Consider the following 14,968-nt stretch of genomic DNA (forward strand, 5'->3'; position numbering starts at 1 on the left):
AAACCTCCTAGACCACTTCCTGGATGCCTTTGAGCATCTCATCTCTGACTGCTTCGTCTGTTTCCATTCTAAATCTTTCATTTATATAATCAAGTGCCCTGTCTCCTTCTATCTGGCCGACAGCCCAGTAGGCAGTCCCTTTGATCACCGGCCTCGGGTCATTCTCTGCCACACGCTTCAGCAGATCGACAGCACTTGTCTCCTTGAAATGCGCCAGTGCAATGATGGCATTGCGCTGGATGGGCTTTTTCCCTCTCCATACACCAGCCAGATGTCCGTATGTCTCCTTGAATTCCCTATTCGATATTTCAAGCAGTCCGGCAAGCTCCGGCTTCAGAATTTCAGGTTCCAGCACGATATCATCGTGATGATCGGTGTTGATGCCTTTATTTCTTGGACACACCTGCTGGCATGTATCACAGCCATACAGGCGATTGCCGATCTTGCCACGGTATTCATCCGGCAGAAATCCTTTCGTCTGGGTGAGGAATGAAATGCACTTCTGTGAATTCAGCTGTCCATTGCCGACCAGTGCACCCGTCGGGCAGCGGTCGACACACAGATTGCAGTCGCCGCATGAGTCGATCAGTTCCTCATCCGGTGGAAATGGATAGCTCGTAAGCATCTCGCCGAGGTATGAGTATGTGCCAAGTTCCGGATTGATGACAAAACCATTCTTTCCAATATAGCCGAGACCACTGCGTCTCGCGACTTCCCTATCACTCATGACGCCCGTATCCACCATGGACTTCGTTTCGATGTCAGGATCAAGAGATTTGATATACGCTTCGAGCTTTTCAAGCCGTCTGTTGAGCAGCGTATGGTAGTCGACGCCCCACGAAGCACGGGCAAAGAGTCCGCGCCGCTCGCCTTTTCTGCTCTTCGGCGCATCGGGCAGCCGGTTCGGATAGCCGACGGCAATCGAGATGATGCTCTCTGCAGAACTGAGCGACAGTTTCGGATCCGTCCGCTCATCAATCGTTCCTTTCTCAAAGCCTGAGGCATACCCTTTCGCATGATAGTCGATCAGCTTCTCCCTGAGCTCATGGAACGGCTCTGCATGGGTGAATCCGATCTCATCGATGCCTATGGAATGTGCATAGTCGATGACCTTCTGCTTGAATTCGTGTCTATTCATATTTTCACCTGCCTTTCCTTATGAATTCTTTATTTGAAGCTGGTCATATGCGAAATTGCAATCATTATATTATACATTCACTTTTCCTGTCTGACAAACAGAAAGACCATCCATTCAGACAGTCTACCTGCCTGCCTCACAGTCCGACTGCCATTCTGCATCCGGCACCATGCTGCCGCCTGTACTCCACACGATATGCGTCGCATTACTCAGATGAGGGTCTTCCGGATGCTGATGGATTATGGCGGGGCCCGGGAAACCGGTTGCTGCTGAAGGTTCCATCTTCATATTCTCAAGGTCATGCGCTGCAGCCAAAAGAGCGTGCATTTCTGCATCTTCCACTGTAAAGAATGAGTGGATGTGCTTCTCAAGCATTCTGCCGACAAACTTTGATGGTCTGCCGACAGCAAGGCCATCAGCAGTCGTACGATTATCGAGGCCAATATCACCCACCGCAATAACATCATGCAATCCAGTCAAAATACCGAGCAGCATGCACGGTGACTGGACCGGTTCTGCAAAGACCGGATGGACAGCATCCCCGAAAACCTGCTTCAGACCGAAACTGATGCCACCAGGCGCACTTCCGACGCCGCATGGCAGATAGACATACAGGGGATGCTCGGCATCGACCTTGACACCCTCGGTGTCAAGCTGATCCTTGAGTCGCAATGCGGATACAGCATAGCCAAGAAATAGAGGCACTGAATCCTCGTCGTCAATAAAGTAGCTGTGGTCATCCTGAAGTGCCACTTCACGTCCCGCTTCTACAGCCTTGCTGTAATCATCTTCATGTTCGACGACCATGACACCGCGCTCACGCAGCATGTCCTTCTTCCACTGCTTCGCATCACTCGACATATGGATGATTACTTTGAAGCCGAGTTCAGCACTGATGATGCCGATGCTGAGGCCGAGGTTCCCTGTCGACCCACAAACAATCGTATGCTCTGAAAAGAACTGATGAAACTTCTCCGACCGGAACTGCGCATAATCATCATCCGGGACAATCATATTATGCTCAACGGCAAGATCTTCTGCATGTTTGAGCACTTCATAGATGCCGCCTCTTGCTTTGACGGAGCCGGACACCGGGAGGCGGTCATCCGCTTTGACATACACTGCGCCACTAATGCTCACATTATACTTTTCATTCAAGTGCTGTTTCATTTCATCCACTTCGATCAATGGGGACTCTATTACACCGTTATGAGGCTGTGTTTCAGGAAAAGCCGCTTCTATGAATGGAGCAAAACGTGCGAGACGCGCCTCTGCTTCCAGGATATCCGACATCTTTAAAGTCCAGCCCGCATCATCCGGATCAAACCTCGCATAATGTTCATTTTTCCAAAAGACAGTATGATATCCCGCCATAGTTTCAGTAATCGGATAGCTATCAAATAATGGGTTCTTCATAGCACACTCTCCATCCCGTTTATATTTTGCCGTCCCACTCCGCATAGAACTGTTCCAGGTAGTTTTCCATGAACTGATGCCGTGCCTCTGCAACTGCCTTTGCAGTATCCGTATGCATTAGGAACTTCAGTTTCAGCAGTTTTTCGTAGAAATGGCTGATCATCGTATTGTCTTCCTGGCTGTACTGCTCGAATGTCATATTTTCACGTGCCTGTGTGTCCGGATGGTGCATATCATGCCCTTTATTTCCGCCATATACGAAAGTCCGCGCAATGCCGATTGCGCCAAGTGCATCCAGACGATCCGCATCCTGCACAATTGCATCCTCAAGCGATCCCACCTTGACCGCATTGGTGCCCCCTTTGAAGGATACAGCCTGCATGGCATGGATGATGCGCCGTATGGTATCCGCCTCCACATCCCGCTCATCCAGAAACCTTTCTATCTCATCAATCTGCTGATCCACATTGCCGATCAGCTTATAGTCGATCATGTCATGAAAGAGCGCCGCCACTTCGATGATGAAGCGGTCTCCCCCCTCTTCGTCCTGCAGCGAGAGGGCGTTGTTATACACACGCATGATATGCCAGTAGTCATGCCCTGTTGCATCCTGTGCATGAAAATCGCGCACCCATTTTTTCGCGTCCTCAATAATATGGCTGTGGTCCATCTGCTCTGCTCCTTTTACGGTTGTTATTGCCTTGTTAAAATCATTATCAAATAAAATGAAGACCATGTCGAGGGACATGATCTTCATTATGTGTTTCCTACTGCTATTGCGCTCCATCATCGGCATAATCCACGCCTCGCGTATATCTGTTCGAGGCATCCCACAGCAGGAACTCCTGTACGCCATTATCGTAAAGGGCCTGCACCTGGGCCTCGATCTCCTCGACACCATACTGCTTATAGTTTCCAGCACCCAGATAAGAAGCGGTAAAGTCCTGGAGCCAAGGCCGGGATACAGGAGCATCTTCAAGCTGTCCAAGTACTTCATTTTCTACCTTCATGTATTCCGAAATGGTTTCATACGGTTCAAGGTCGGGTTTCGGAATTTCGAAATAGCCGTTTCCCCAATGGCTCGGATAGATCATGGATGAAATGACATCGACATTGCTCGCTATCTTGGAGAAGTTCTGACCGATGCCGGGCGCTTCCGGCAAGGTGGCTGCATAGCCGAAGATGTCGACGGACACATCGACATCGTATGGCTCAAGCGCTTGTCGCGCATATGCTACAAAATCAGTCACAGCAGCAACGCGCTTGTCGACTGCATTCATATCCGCATTCTCATATTCGCCCATCGTGTACTCGAGTGTATCTGCGCGGTGTTCAAACCCTTCTGGGAAGCGGACATAGTCGAACTGGATTTCCTTGAATCCCAGTTTTACAGCCTGCTTCGCCACCTCCACGTTATAGTCCCATACTTCTTTTGAGAAAGGATTGACGAAGCTTTCTCCACGACCATTCTTCCACACATTGCCGTTCTGATCCGTGAAGGAGAGCTCGGGTCTTGCTTCGGCCAGCTGTGAATCCTTGAAGACGACGACACGAGCAATTGGATATATTTCTTCCTGCTCCATATGTGTCATCAGCTTTTCGGGATCCACATAATCATAGGAAAGCGACTGGATCGTCTCGTTGTCGGAATCAAGATCCATCATCATGTAGCCTTCGTCCTCTTTGACATCGATGACCATCGCATTCAGCGCTGTATTTGAAATGAGACCGGTCAGATCATCCATTCTTGCGCCACCCGCGGAATATCCGGATACATAGATGCCCTTGACCCCCGACTCCGGATAGGCGATATCGACGCCGCTGTCATACTTGAACTGCTCTGGAAATTCCTCCGGTACACTCAGCAGAGGACCTTCATGCAGATCCAGCACCGAAGTTTCCGCCGCACTTGCTTCCGATGCAATAAATAGTGTTGAAAATAGAAGTGCTATTGCTGAACCAATCATACGTCCGCTCATTCGGCTGCCGCCTCTCTTTCCGGAGATGAAATTTTGTCCGGATCTACGATGGTATACCCTTTGCCTCTCAGACCTTCGACAATATCGGCAGAGGCATCCCGTGTCCAGGCACGATCATGCATGAGCAGATTGGAACCGGCGTTGAGATATTCCGAGTTGACCATGATGTCCGCCAGAGCATCCGCTTCCTGATAGGCTGCCTCCCAATCGTAACCGTACGTCCAGTTCATCAGTACCATCCCCTGTTCACTGGCAATCCGGCTTGACGTTTCGGTATTCTGTCCGAAAGGGGCACGGAAAAAGCGGGGCCGCTCACCTGTAATCTCTTCAACCAGATCATTTGTCTCCACTATCTCCGCGCGCTGTGCTTCTGGTGAAAGATCCGGCAGGCTGGCATGCGTCTGTGTATGGTTGCCGATTTCAAAACCCATTTCATGGATCGTGTTGAGAGCATCCCTGCCCGCTTCCGATTCAAGATACATTCCATTGACAAAGAATATGGCCGGCGCGTCATGCTGTGCAAGTATTTCAGCAATCCGGACAGCATGACCATCCGGTGCGTCATCATATGTCAGCAGGGCGACCTGCGACTCTGCACTGCTGCCTTCGATCGGCTGTATTGCATATGTATTTTCGTTGACACTATACTCATATGCTGCTTGTTCAACCGGTTTTGGCAATTCCACTGTTTCAGCTTCTTCCGTCACTTCTTCCACAGATGATTCTTCAGTTGATTCCGGCTGCTCTTCGTTTGCCGCCTGATGTGAGGATGCGTCGGCGTTCGATTCATCTTCAGGACTATCGTTCTGACAGCCGGCAAATAGTATACTGCCGCAGCACATCAATAGAAATACTCTTTTCTTCATCATGTCCATCTCCTTTGGTAACATCATTCATCGGCTGCTGCGTCGAGCTGTGAGGAAAGGTCACCCTGCAGATTCTGCAAGGCAGCAATCTCCGTATCCAGTTCGGCAAGCAGTGACTGCGTCTTTTCGCGACTGTCATTGATGGACTCTATCCCTGTCTTGAAATTTTCATATGTAGTGTCATCCTGCCCCAGGGATTCGAAATAATCCCTCTGCTGTTCAAGGTCTTCTCCATACTTCGTTGCAAACGCATCAATGGATTCGTTCAAGGATTGGATGGTATTTTCAACCTCATCGACGGTTTCTTCAGAAACGCTCTGTACATCAATTTCTGCAAACTTTTCCTTCTGCTCGGTAAGTTCACTGCTGATGCCATCGAGATTCTCCAATGCCTGCTTTCTTTCATCGATATTAGTAAAGACAGAAGCAGACCCGTCAGAAAAGGAACTCAAATCTTCATCTTCCGATATACCCGTTTGAAATGCATTCTGGAGCTGGCTCTCCAGTTCCATCACCTGCTGCAGTTCCGAAACAGCAGATGCCTGTTTTTCTTCCGATCCATCAAGTGCCTGCTGGATGCTTTCGATATCATTGCTGCATGCTGACAGCAGCATGATCGACACAGCTGCACCTGATAGAAGTTTTCCTTTCTTCATTCCCATGTGCCATCTCCTTTATTGAGGGACTTTTCGCGAGTATAACAGTTCTGAATTTTATTGTAAATTGAGGGAATGACTACTACCAGTTGCTTTTGTCCCCAGTTTATACACCAAAAAAGCCACGGAGAGTGAAAATTCACTTCCCGTGGCCAGTTGAACCGGATGCTGCCTATTCTATTTGCTCTGCTCGGAGAACTGAAGTTCGAGCATCGCCTTGACGTCCTTGCTGACAAGTACACCGCCAGTTTCAAGCTGCTGGTTCCATGTCAGGCCGAAGTCTTCACGATTGATTGTAAACTCAGTTTCAAAGCCATGCACTTCCTGCCCCCAAGGGTTTGTGCCCTTGCCATTGTACTGCAGGTCGATGCTCATCTCCTTGGTGATGCCATTGATTGTTGCATTGCCGTCGACGGTCACTGTATCCCCATTTTTCGTAACGTTGCTTGATTTGAAGATGATTTTGGGATTCTTCTCAACGTTGAAGAAATCTTCTGATTTCAAGTGCGCATCACGATCTGCATTTTTTGTGCTGATGCTCTCTACGTCTATTTCTGCATACACTTCAGCATTCTCGAATGTTTCCAGCTTATCTGTGTCCACTTCAAATATAAATGATTCGAAGTACCCTTTCACTTTTGAAACCATCATATGTTTAACTTGAAAGCCGACTTCGGAGTGCGCTGGATCTGATACGAATTTTGTCATTGTAATCCCTCCAGAAAATATTATCTCTAATTAAAGACAATTCAATATTACAATACTTACTTACTTTTAGCAAGTTATTTATACTTTATTTATAAAAATGGTTATAGTCAATCTTACTGCTTCACTTGACAGAAAATTCTTTATCCTTTAGAGTACTCACTAATATAATAATTACAACTCTTATCCAGAGAGGTGGAGGGACTGGCCCGATGAAACCTCAGCAACGTACATGAAGTGTCGTGCTAAATCCAGAGAGCCATGCTCGCAGATGAGATAAACGGGTGTTCATCCCCAATTTATCTTAACCGGATAAGTTGGGGATTTATTATATTAAAATTTGAAAATGAGGGATTAAAATGACAAAAACTACAGTGCAGGCACCATTCAAAGCGGATCATGTGGGCAGTCTTCTGCGGCCTGACAGCATCCACCAGGCGAGAAAGGACTACGCCCAGGATAAGATATCCTATGCAGAACTGAGGGAGATTGAAACAGAAGAGATCAAGCGTGTTGTCGACAAGCAGATCGAGGTGGGACTCAAAGCAGTTACAGATGGAGAGTTCAGACGCCGCTTCTGGCACACTGATTTCCTGGAGCACCTGGATGGTGTGGAAGGCTACATACCGGACCACGGCTACCAGTTCGACGGCATTGAAACGGAAAGATACAACATCCGAGTAACCGGCAAAGTATCTTTCAACCCTGACCATCCCCACGTGGCCGACTTCAAGGAATTCAAGGAGATCGTCGGTGATCGTGCAGTAGCCAAACAGACCATTCCGAGCCCGAACCAGCTGTTCAATGCGGGTGTTAGAAACCTCGATATCTATCCTGACGTCGAGGAATATGCGGATGATGTCATCAAAGCCTATCAGGATGCCATACAGGCCTTCTACGATGCCGGCTGCCGATATCTCCAGCTGGATGATGTGTATATCGCCGGCCTCAGTGCCCCTGAAGTTCCGTTCAATGACAGCGGCTACGACAGGGAGACGCTGATCGACCTCGCATTGAGAGTCGCCAATGGTGCACTTGAGAAGAAGCCGGATGACCTTGTAGTGACGACTCACTTGTGCCGTGGAAACTACAGATCCAAGTGGGCATTTGAAGGCAGCTATGCCAAAATTGCTCCTGTGCTGTTCGCCAAAGAGCAGGTGGACGGTTTCTTCCTCGAGTATGATGATGACCGTTCCGGAGATTTTGAACCATTGGCGCATATCCCTGAGAATGGCCCCCAGGTTGTTCTCGGCCTGTTCACTTCCAAGCATGGTGAACTGGAAAATGCTGATGTTATCAAGGAACGTGTCGAGGAAGCCAGACAATACGTATCAAAAGACCAGATCTGCCTGAGCCCTCAATGTGGATTTGCCTCCACACACCATGGTAATGAGCTCACAGAGGAAGCACAGTGGGCAAAATTGAAGTATATCGTTTCTCTTTCCGACGAGCTGTTGAGTGAATAAAAATAGGAAGCACCTTTCGGTGCTTCCTATTTTTACGCTTTTATGTGGTACGCAGCAAGAAATTCAGTAATCTTTCGGTTCATATCCTGAAGGTTTTCCCGATGCATGAAAGTATGACCTTCATTGCCATAGGCTGTAAAAGTTACATCCTGCCCGCTTTCTGTCATGGCGTCCGCCATCTGCACGGATTCAGTATATGGCACACGTGAATCATGATGACTATGGAATATCATCAGAGGGGCAGTGATTGCCCTGCTTCTGGAAAGCGGAGAGATATCATCCAGAAACGCACCATGCGCCTCTATGGAACCATACTCGGCTGCTCTCAGGCTGCGTCTCCATGGGGGCGTATGCCGAAAGAATGTCCTTAAATGCGATATGCCGACAATATCCACTGCAGCAGTCCACAGATCCGGATGATGCGTGACCAGCAGCAGTGTCATCAGACCACCGTAGCTTCTGCCCATTACACTGATATTCCAATCATCTGCATACCCTGCTTCAATCAGATGCTGTCTCAATTCCACGATATCCTGCATCGCAGCAAGCCGCTTCTCCTTATCATCCGCTTCAAGATAGGCGCGTCCGTATCCCATACTGCCGCGTATATTCGGTACAGCCACAGAGAGACCGGCCCTGTTCAGGCGATGGTAGAGTGCATTGAATTCCGGTCTGGCCTGTGATTCCGGTCCGCCGTGGATATGGATGACAGCCCCTCCAGCCGAGCTTGCTTCGTAGATGAAATATGGAATCTCCAATCCATCGAACGACGGATAGCCTGCCATGCGCCACGCTACTTTTTCAGCTTTCCCATTATCGGCAATCACTTCAGAATTCTTCCGGGTGAGGTGATAACGGTGGATCAGGTGGGGCTGATCCACGGAGGAATAGATCAAAAAGACATTATCACCCTCCCCAACAGCCATTGAATGGACTACACCTTCCTTTTCAAAAGGCAGTTCGGCCACTTCCCATGTTGCGAGATCCAAGGTGTACAGCGAAGAGCAGCCATTTTCATTGCATGACAGCAACGCTCTGCGATTGTCTTCAAACAATTTGAAATGCTCGATATCCCAATGGAAGCTGGTCCGTTTCTCATATGTACCATTCTCGAGATCGACTTCGTATATATTTTTAAAACCGTCGGCCAGGTCACTGAGGCATAGGCATGTATTCCGGACAAACTTGAAATTTGCATACCTCGCCTGTGGAAATTGGAGTGTCTTCACTTTCCCCGTCTCCGCGTCAAAAATTATCAACGTCTGATCGACATTATTCACATCCGTCGACATCAGGAACCGTCCACGTGACAGTTCATGGATGAAATGGACGGGAGCGTCGAAAGTGCGAATAATATCAACAGCACCCGCTTCATCGATTGTGCATAATTCGAAAGCCGAGGATTCATGATGGTTGCGGATGACTGTATACGTATGCTTCTCTTTATCGTACATGCCAAAATAATGAAAATAATCCGGCTGATCGGTCAACATCGTCAGGTCTTTGCCATCGAATGCATGATACTGGTTTCTTTCATTGCCATGATAGTCGATTGCAACTGTAATATGGCCCCCCTCAATCCAGAAGTTCTTTACATTCTGATCAGATCCGGTGAGCCTTTGCTTCTGTCCGCCATCAATATTCATTTTCCATAACTGCTGCGTGCCACTCTCACTGCTGATGAAATAAAGGCTTTGTTCTTCGCTATGATATTTGAGATTCATATATTTGATGTAGTCCTTCAATTCGTATCTCCCCCTTAGCCACTACTTTACCATTTCCGACGCATTATTACGTGACTTTTCAGTCAATTTAAGGAGATAATATGATTAAACGATAACGAGGGGATGAAGCTTAATGAAGGTGAAGACCATAAGTGCCATGACGGAGAAAGGCCTTGATAAGAAAGTGAACGAATTTCTATATGAGAACATCAGATAGAAATCATCGATATCAAGTTCTCATATGGCAGCACACTTGCTGTGCTGATCATCTATAGGCAATAATAAAAGAGCCCTCCACTTCGATTGAAGCAGGGGGCTCTCGCCTTTATATATGAAGTCTTCTGCTCAACTGGGTCCATAGGGTCTGATGGGCAAACACACCAAAAAACACAATCAGCATGAAGGCATACAGACTGGCGACTGCACTCGGCCAGATAACTGTAGCATGACCCGAGAAATACAGTGCGGCCGGCAGAAAGCTCAGTGCAATCATCAGGATGGAACTGATATACCCCTTCCACTTAAGACGCTTCGTCAGGATTGAGAGTGTCACCATCACGAGACCGGCAACGATGAGGAAAGGGACTGCATAGTTGATCGACCACCTGAGGAAGCCCGACTGTGAATCGATAAGCAGGAGCAGCAGCGTCAGACTCGCAACCTGGCCGACAATCTTGCTGCCAAGATGGGATTTCGACAGAATCGTATGATTCAATGAAATCACTGCATAGGCAACAGAACCCATGACATAGAATACCCATAGAAAATGCGGCATGATGATCAGATTGATGAATATGCATGCCAGTATGATGGAAAGACCTGCAAATACCGCAATTCTCGGTGCCTTTCTTTTGCCCAATGACTGCCTGTCATAAGCCGGATATGTTCTATTCTCCATCTTGGAATCGATGGATGCCAACTGCTGGCTGCATAGCGGACATATATTATGCTTCGTATTGATAGTGCACTGTTCACAATGGTTCATTGCTGTTCCCCCACTCATTGGAATTGATCTCTATTTCAAGGCCGGTCAACCGTTTCAATTCTATGAAAAAATCCCTTACAATATCCGTTTCCGCTATCGACAGTGTAAACGTAATTGTCATGCGGCCATTAATCGTTCCGGCCGCACAGCTGATTGGACTTCTGCTTGTTGGATACAGGGCAATATCCATGCGTTCAACGTACGCTTCCATGGACTTCGGTAATTTTACGTTCCCCATGTTCGATAGCGTCATCGACTTTGTCCGCTCACCGATGTGATTGAATCCATACCTCATTGCAGGATATTTGAGAAATATTGGTATGATGCGTGTCATCATCCCTCTCTGCAGCTGGAAATGGTGGTTGATCCCCTTCTGCAGGCTTTCCTTGGCAGTACGGGATACGAGCTTCATTGCAACTTCATCAAGTATCTCTTCGAAATTTGTGTCATCTTCCACTTTAACACCTATATTGGCTACCGCAAAGAAGTTTCTCATCGTCCTTGATGGGAACTGACGTCTCAGATTGACAGGCAGCGCGACTGCTATCGGTTCATGCCCCGTATGCTGGTTGCTGATGACCTTGATCAGAAGCGCTGTCAGAAACGCAGTGAGTGTCGTGCTGTGACCTTTTGCGTGACGGTTCAGAGCATTTCCATCCATTATACCATGGATGACACTGATACCTGCAGTATCAAGTGCTGTACCTGTAATCTGATAGGCAGGATCTTCTTTCATTCTGATCGACTTTCTATCATTCTTATAAGCATACTTTTCGAAGCTGTCTTCGATTTCTTCTGTACCTGGTAGATCCTGTGGCAGAAGTATCATATTATCATGATGAATATTTTTCCTTTTGAGAAGCAGATACTGGTAGACAAGCGTCTTCAGAAATTCCATCGCACCACTGCCATCCGTAAGGGAGTGGAAAACTTCAAAAGATATTCTGTTGTTATAGTATATGACACGGATCAAGTATCCGCTACTGGTTTTTAGATTAATGGGGGCACAGGGGTAGGTCTCCTCTTCCTGCACCATGAGCTTCTGATCATTCTTCTCAAGATAATCCCAGAACAGCCCTTTCCTCAGTGAAACAGTCAATGTTGGAAAACGGCGGACAATCTGATCCAATGCTTGCTGAAGCACCTCTCGATCTATTCTTTCCGTCAAAATCATAGAGACTCTGAAAACAAAGGAATTTTCCGCGTTTGATAACGCATGAAAAATCTTTCCTGTATTATCAATCTTATACCACTGATCTGACATGCAGCATTCCTTCCTCTCTATGGCCTTCATGCCAGTATGACATATTTGGAAGTGTAATGCTTGTATCAGGTGATCACTCAGAAGCGTCTATCGCCTTTGAAGTATTTCCTTGACCAGTAATGCAACGTTCTTCGGTTTTTCTTTAGTATTCGTATTATCTCCTCCTTCTTGTTTCAAGTCGCAAAAAAAGACGGTCAGGATGAAATGTTTCATCCTGACCGCCATCGGCAATTTTAGATATACCATTTATATTTAATAGAAGACTTCTAATACCACCGGTCGGGTTTGAACCGACACTCCCACAAAGGGAACTGGATTTTGAGTCCAGCGCGTCTGCCAATTCCGCCACGGTGGCCCAGTATTAACAAATTTATGGAGCGGAAGATAGGATTTGAACCTATGTCTTGCTTCAGGTAGAAGCCTGTTCTGAACACTAAACTACTTCCGCAATCTAACTAATGGAGGCGCCAACCGGATTTGAACCGGTGATAGAGGATTTGCAGTCCTCGGCCTTACCACTTGGCTATGGCGCCTTGAAGCTGGGCTAGCAGGATTCGAACCTGCGCATGACGGTACCAAAAACCGTTGCCTTACCGCTTGGCGATAGCCCAATAATGGGGCGGCTGATGGGGATCGAACCCACGCATGCCGGAACCACAATCCGGTGTGTTAACCACTTCACCACAACCGCCATCTTGGCAGGGGTAGTAGGAATTGAACCCACATCAAAGGTTTTGGAGACCTCTATTCTACCATTGAACTATACCCCTATAAGTGGAGGGGGGCAGATTCGAACTGCCGAACCCGAAGGAGCGGATTTACAGTCCGCCGCGTTTAGCCACTTCGCTACCCCTCCATGATACACTGAAAAAATGGTGCCGGCCAGAGGAATCGAACCCCCAACCTACTGATTACAAGTCAGTTGCTCTGCCAATTGAGCTAGACCGGCAACACAAATGGTGGTTCAGGACGGAATCGAACCGCCGACACTGTGAGCTTCAATCACATGCTCTACCGACTGAGCTACTGAACCACTGCTTATTAGAATGGCGGTCCCGACGGGAATCGAACCCGCGATCTCCTGCGTGACAGGCAGGCATGTTAACCGCTACACCACGGGACCACATATAAATAAAAAAAGAAAATTGCGGGAGGTGGATTTGAACCACCGACCTCCGGGTTATGAGCCCGACGAGCTTCCAGACTGCTCTATCCCGCGATAATAATAATAAAAATGGCGGAGGAAGAGGGATTCGAACCCCCGCGAGCCGTTAAGCCCCTGTCGGTTTTCAAGACCGGTCCCTTCAGCCAGACTTGGGTATTCCTCCGTATGATATACAATTAAAGCATGGTGGACCTTGCAGGACTCGAACCTGCGACCCAACGGTTATGAGCCGTTTGCTCTGACCAACTGAGCTAAAGGTCCAATAATGGCGGTGGAGGGGATCGAACCCCCGACCTCACGGGTATGAACCGTACGCTCTAGCCAGCTGAGCTACGCCGCCATGAAAATTATATTGAGTAAAATGGTGGAGACTAGCGGGATCGAACCGCTGACCTCCTGCGTGCAAAGCAGGCGCTCTCCCAGCTGAGCTAAGCCCCCATTTTATGATAAAAGAAATTCCGATGCGGGTGAAGGGAGTCGAACCCCCACGCCCGAAGGCGCTAGATCCTAAATCTAGTGCGTCTGCCAGTTCCGCCACACCCGCATATTTCTTATGAGTCGGGAAGACAGGATTCGAACCTGCGACCCCTTGGTCCCAAACCAAGTGCTCTACCAAGCTGAGCTACTTCCCGTGATTATTAAAGCGCGCCCGAGAGGAGTCGAACCCCTAACCTCTTGATCCGTAGTCAAACGCTCTATCCAATTGAGCTACGGGCGCATCATATAAGGTTTTAAACTGGTGCCGAGGACCGGAATCGAACCGGTACGGTAATTACTTACCGCAGGATTTTAAGTCCTGTGCGTCTGCCAGTTCCGCCACCCCGGCGTAATAATGGAGCGGAAGACGGGATTCGAACCCGCGACCCCCACCTTGGCAAGGTGATGTTCTACCACTGAACTACTTCCGCGAATGGTGCGGGTGAAGGGAGTCGAACCCCCACGCCCGAAGGCGCTAGATCCTAAATCTAGTGCGTCTGCCAGTTCCGCCACACCCGCATATGTGAGCCATAGAGGATTCGAACCTCTGACCCTCTGATTAAAAGTCAGATGCTCTACCAACTGAGCTAATGGCTCATATACATATAATGATTAAATGGTGCCGGCCAGAGGAATCGAACCCCCAACCTACTGATTACAAGTCAGTTGCTCTGCCAATTGAGCTAGACCGGCGAATGAATGGTGGAGAATGACGGGTTCGAACCGCCGACCCTCTGCTTGTAAGGCAGATGCTCTCCCAGCTGAGCTAATTCTCCAAAGATTAATATTAAAATGTATACTGCCCGGCGGCGTCCTACTCTCACGGGACGTCAGTCCAACTACCATCGGCGCTGGAGAGCTTAACTGCTGTGTTCGGCATGGGAACAGGTGGGGCCTCTCCGCCATCGCCACCGGACAATATGAAACTGAAAGTACATCGGTAGCGCCGCCAATGCGGCGTACTGACCTGCTAAATGCTGAAGCATCAAGCAGCTCATGCACATTCAAAACCGGATAGAAACAATGCGCTGCGCAGAAAACCAAACACGGTTTTCATTTATTTGAATAAGTCATCGATCGATTAGTATTCGTCCGCTGAATGTGTCGCCACACTTGCACGCCGAACC

The 14,968-nt window shown here is 48.2% G+C and carries 11 protein-coding genes, 24 tRNA genes, 1 rRNA gene, 1 pseudogene and 1 riboswitch; of the genes and pseudogenes, 2 read left to right on the top strand and 35 right to left on the bottom strand.

Annotated features, from left to right (window positions below):
- Positions 1–7 precede the first annotated feature (7 nt).
- The 7 genes from queG to FO441_RS06060 form a co-directional block, all read right to left on the bottom strand.
- Positions 8–1,138, bottom strand: coding sequence for a tRNA epoxyqueuosine(34) reductase QueG (gene queG, locus FO441_RS06030; protein ID WP_145287201.1), 1,131 nt, complete (start codon positions 1,136–1,138; stop codon positions 8–10).
- Between the two features lie 123 nt (positions 1,139–1,261).
- A complete protein-coding gene (locus FO441_RS06035; protein WP_246095018.1) occupies positions 1,262–2,554 on the bottom strand; it encodes a D-serine ammonia-lyase in 1,293 nt (430 codons plus the stop codon).
- Positions 2,555–2,573: 19 nt separating this feature from the next.
- A complete protein-coding gene (locus FO441_RS06040; RefSeq protein WP_246095020.1) occupies positions 2,574–3,311 on the bottom strand; it encodes an HD domain-containing protein in 738 nt (245 codons plus the stop codon).
- A 16-nt stretch (positions 3,312–3,327) separates the two neighbouring features.
- Positions 3,328–4,533 carry a putative glycoside hydrolase gene (locus tag FO441_RS06045; RefSeq protein ID WP_246095022.1) on the bottom strand — a complete coding sequence of 402 codons (1,206 nt, stop codon included), beginning with the start codon at positions 4,531–4,533 and terminating at the stop codon, positions 3,328–3,330.
- On the bottom strand, positions 4,530–5,399 hold the full coding sequence (locus FO441_RS06050) for a polysaccharide deacetylase family protein (protein ID WP_145287207.1): 870 nt from the start codon (positions 5,397–5,399) through the stop codon (positions 4,530–4,532). The genes FO441_RS06045 and FO441_RS06050 overlap by 4 nt, the downstream gene beginning before the upstream one ends.
- Before the next feature lie 23 nt (positions 5,400–5,422).
- Complete coding sequence (locus FO441_RS06055; protein ID WP_186365474.1) at positions 5,423–6,055, bottom strand: YkyA family protein; 633 nt, start codon at positions 6,053–6,055, stop codon at positions 5,423–5,425.
- Positions 6,056–6,232: 177 nt separating this feature from the next.
- Positions 6,233–6,763 (bottom strand): YceI family protein, encoded by a 531-nt coding sequence (locus tag FO441_RS06060; protein ID WP_145287213.1) that lies wholly within the window; start codon positions 6,761–6,763, stop codon positions 6,233–6,235.
- Positions 6,764–6,940: 177 nt separating this feature from the next.
- Positions 6,941–7,038: riboswitch (SAM riboswitch) on the top strand.
- Positions 7,039–7,119: 81 nt separating this feature from the next.
- Here FO441_RS06060 and FO441_RS06065 point away from each other — a divergent pair.
- A complete protein-coding gene (locus tag FO441_RS06065) occupies positions 7,120–8,226 on the top strand; it encodes a 5-methyltetrahydropteroyltriglutamate--homocysteine S-methyltransferase (RefSeq protein WP_145287216.1) in 1,107 nt (368 codons plus the stop codon).
- Between the two features lie 32 nt (positions 8,227–8,258).
- Here the strand turns inward: FO441_RS06065 and FO441_RS06070 are convergent, their stop codons facing one another.
- Positions 8,259–9,971: a S9 family peptidase gene (locus FO441_RS06070; protein ID WP_145287219.1), complete on the bottom strand. Its 1,713-nt coding sequence runs from the start codon at positions 9,969–9,971 to the stop codon at positions 8,259–8,261.
- Positions 9,972–10,083: 112 nt separating this feature from the next.
- On the opposite strand from FO441_RS06070, the pseudogene FO441_RS12685 reads away from it, so the two are divergent.
- Positions 10,084–10,232, top strand: a pseudogene (locus FO441_RS12685) (sporulation protein Cse60).
- A gap of 43 nt (positions 10,233–10,275) precedes the next feature.
- Here FO441_RS12685 and FO441_RS06080 read toward each other — a convergent pair.
- From FO441_RS06080 to rrf, 27 genes are all read right to left on the bottom strand, one after another.
- Positions 10,276–10,935, bottom strand: coding sequence for a DUF6320 domain-containing protein (locus FO441_RS06080; RefSeq protein ID WP_145287221.1), 660 nt, complete (start codon positions 10,933–10,935; stop codon positions 10,276–10,278).
- Positions 10,922–12,064 (bottom strand): alcohol acetyltransferase, encoded by a 1,143-nt coding sequence (locus FO441_RS06085; RefSeq protein ID WP_246095024.1) that lies wholly within the window; start codon positions 12,062–12,064, stop codon positions 10,922–10,924. Before FO441_RS06085 ends, FO441_RS06080 begins: the two co-directional genes overlap by 14 nt.
- Before the next feature lie 405 nt (positions 12,065–12,469).
- Positions 12,470–12,554: transfer RNA gene (locus FO441_RS06090), tRNA-Leu, on the bottom strand.
- A gap of 18 nt (positions 12,555–12,572) precedes the next feature.
- Positions 12,573–12,647: transfer RNA gene (locus FO441_RS06095), tRNA-Arg, on the bottom strand.
- An 11-nt stretch (positions 12,648–12,658) separates the two neighbouring features.
- A tRNA-Cys gene (locus FO441_RS06100) sits at positions 12,659–12,732 on the bottom strand.
- 6 nt (positions 12,733–12,738) lie between these two features.
- A tRNA-Gln gene (locus FO441_RS06105) sits at positions 12,739–12,810 on the bottom strand.
- A 4-nt stretch (positions 12,811–12,814) separates the two neighbouring features.
- Positions 12,815–12,890 (bottom strand) — tRNA-His (locus tag FO441_RS06110).
- Positions 12,891–12,895: 5 nt separating this feature from the next.
- Positions 12,896–12,969 (bottom strand) — tRNA-Trp (locus FO441_RS06115).
- A gap of 5 nt (positions 12,970–12,974) precedes the next feature.
- Positions 12,975–13,055 (bottom strand) — tRNA-Tyr (locus FO441_RS06120).
- Positions 13,056–13,072: 17 nt separating this feature from the next.
- Positions 13,073–13,148, bottom strand: a tRNA-Thr gene (locus tag FO441_RS06125).
- 8 nt (positions 13,149–13,156) lie between these two features.
- Positions 13,157–13,232, bottom strand: a tRNA-Phe gene (locus tag FO441_RS06130).
- Between the two features lie 14 nt (positions 13,233–13,246).
- A tRNA-Asp gene (locus FO441_RS06135) sits at positions 13,247–13,322 on the bottom strand.
- Between the two features lie 22 nt (positions 13,323–13,344).
- Positions 13,345–13,418 (bottom strand) — tRNA-Met (locus tag FO441_RS06140).
- A gap of 16 nt (positions 13,419–13,434) precedes the next feature.
- Positions 13,435–13,527: transfer RNA gene (locus FO441_RS06145), tRNA-Ser, on the bottom strand.
- Between the two features lie 21 nt (positions 13,528–13,548).
- Positions 13,549–13,625 (bottom strand) — tRNA-Ile (locus tag FO441_RS06150).
- A 5-nt stretch (positions 13,626–13,630) separates the two neighbouring features.
- Positions 13,631–13,704: transfer RNA gene (locus tag FO441_RS06155), tRNA-Met, on the bottom strand.
- A 22-nt stretch (positions 13,705–13,726) separates the two neighbouring features.
- Positions 13,727–13,802: transfer RNA gene (locus FO441_RS06160), tRNA-Ala, on the bottom strand.
- Positions 13,803–13,826: 24 nt separating this feature from the next.
- Positions 13,827–13,908 (bottom strand) — tRNA-Leu (locus tag FO441_RS06165).
- Between the two features lie 14 nt (positions 13,909–13,922).
- Positions 13,923–13,996, bottom strand: a tRNA-Pro gene (locus FO441_RS06170).
- Between the two features lie 12 nt (positions 13,997–14,008).
- Positions 14,009–14,082, bottom strand: a tRNA-Arg gene (locus FO441_RS06175).
- A 19-nt stretch (positions 14,083–14,101) separates the two neighbouring features.
- Positions 14,102–14,190, bottom strand: a tRNA-Leu gene (locus tag FO441_RS06180).
- A gap of 7 nt (positions 14,191–14,197) precedes the next feature.
- Positions 14,198–14,272: transfer RNA gene (locus tag FO441_RS06185), tRNA-Gly, on the bottom strand.
- Positions 14,273–14,275: 3 nt separating this feature from the next.
- Positions 14,276–14,360: transfer RNA gene (locus tag FO441_RS06190), tRNA-Leu, on the bottom strand.
- Positions 14,361–14,365: 5 nt separating this feature from the next.
- Positions 14,366–14,438, bottom strand: a tRNA-Lys gene (locus FO441_RS06195).
- A 20-nt stretch (positions 14,439–14,458) separates the two neighbouring features.
- A tRNA-Thr gene (locus FO441_RS06200) sits at positions 14,459–14,534 on the bottom strand.
- A 7-nt stretch (positions 14,535–14,541) separates the two neighbouring features.
- A tRNA-Val gene (locus FO441_RS06205) sits at positions 14,542–14,617 on the bottom strand.
- A 25-nt stretch (positions 14,618–14,642) separates the two neighbouring features.
- A 5S ribosomal RNA gene (gene rrf / locus FO441_RS06210) occupies positions 14,643–14,757 on the bottom strand.
- Between the last annotated feature and the right edge of the window lie 211 nt (positions 14,758–14,968).

The sequence above is a fragment of the Salinicoccus cyprini genome, assembly GCF_007713705.1.
In the GTDB taxonomy this organism is placed as follows: Bacteria; Bacillota; Bacilli; order Staphylococcales; family Salinicoccaceae; genus Salinicoccus; species Salinicoccus cyprini.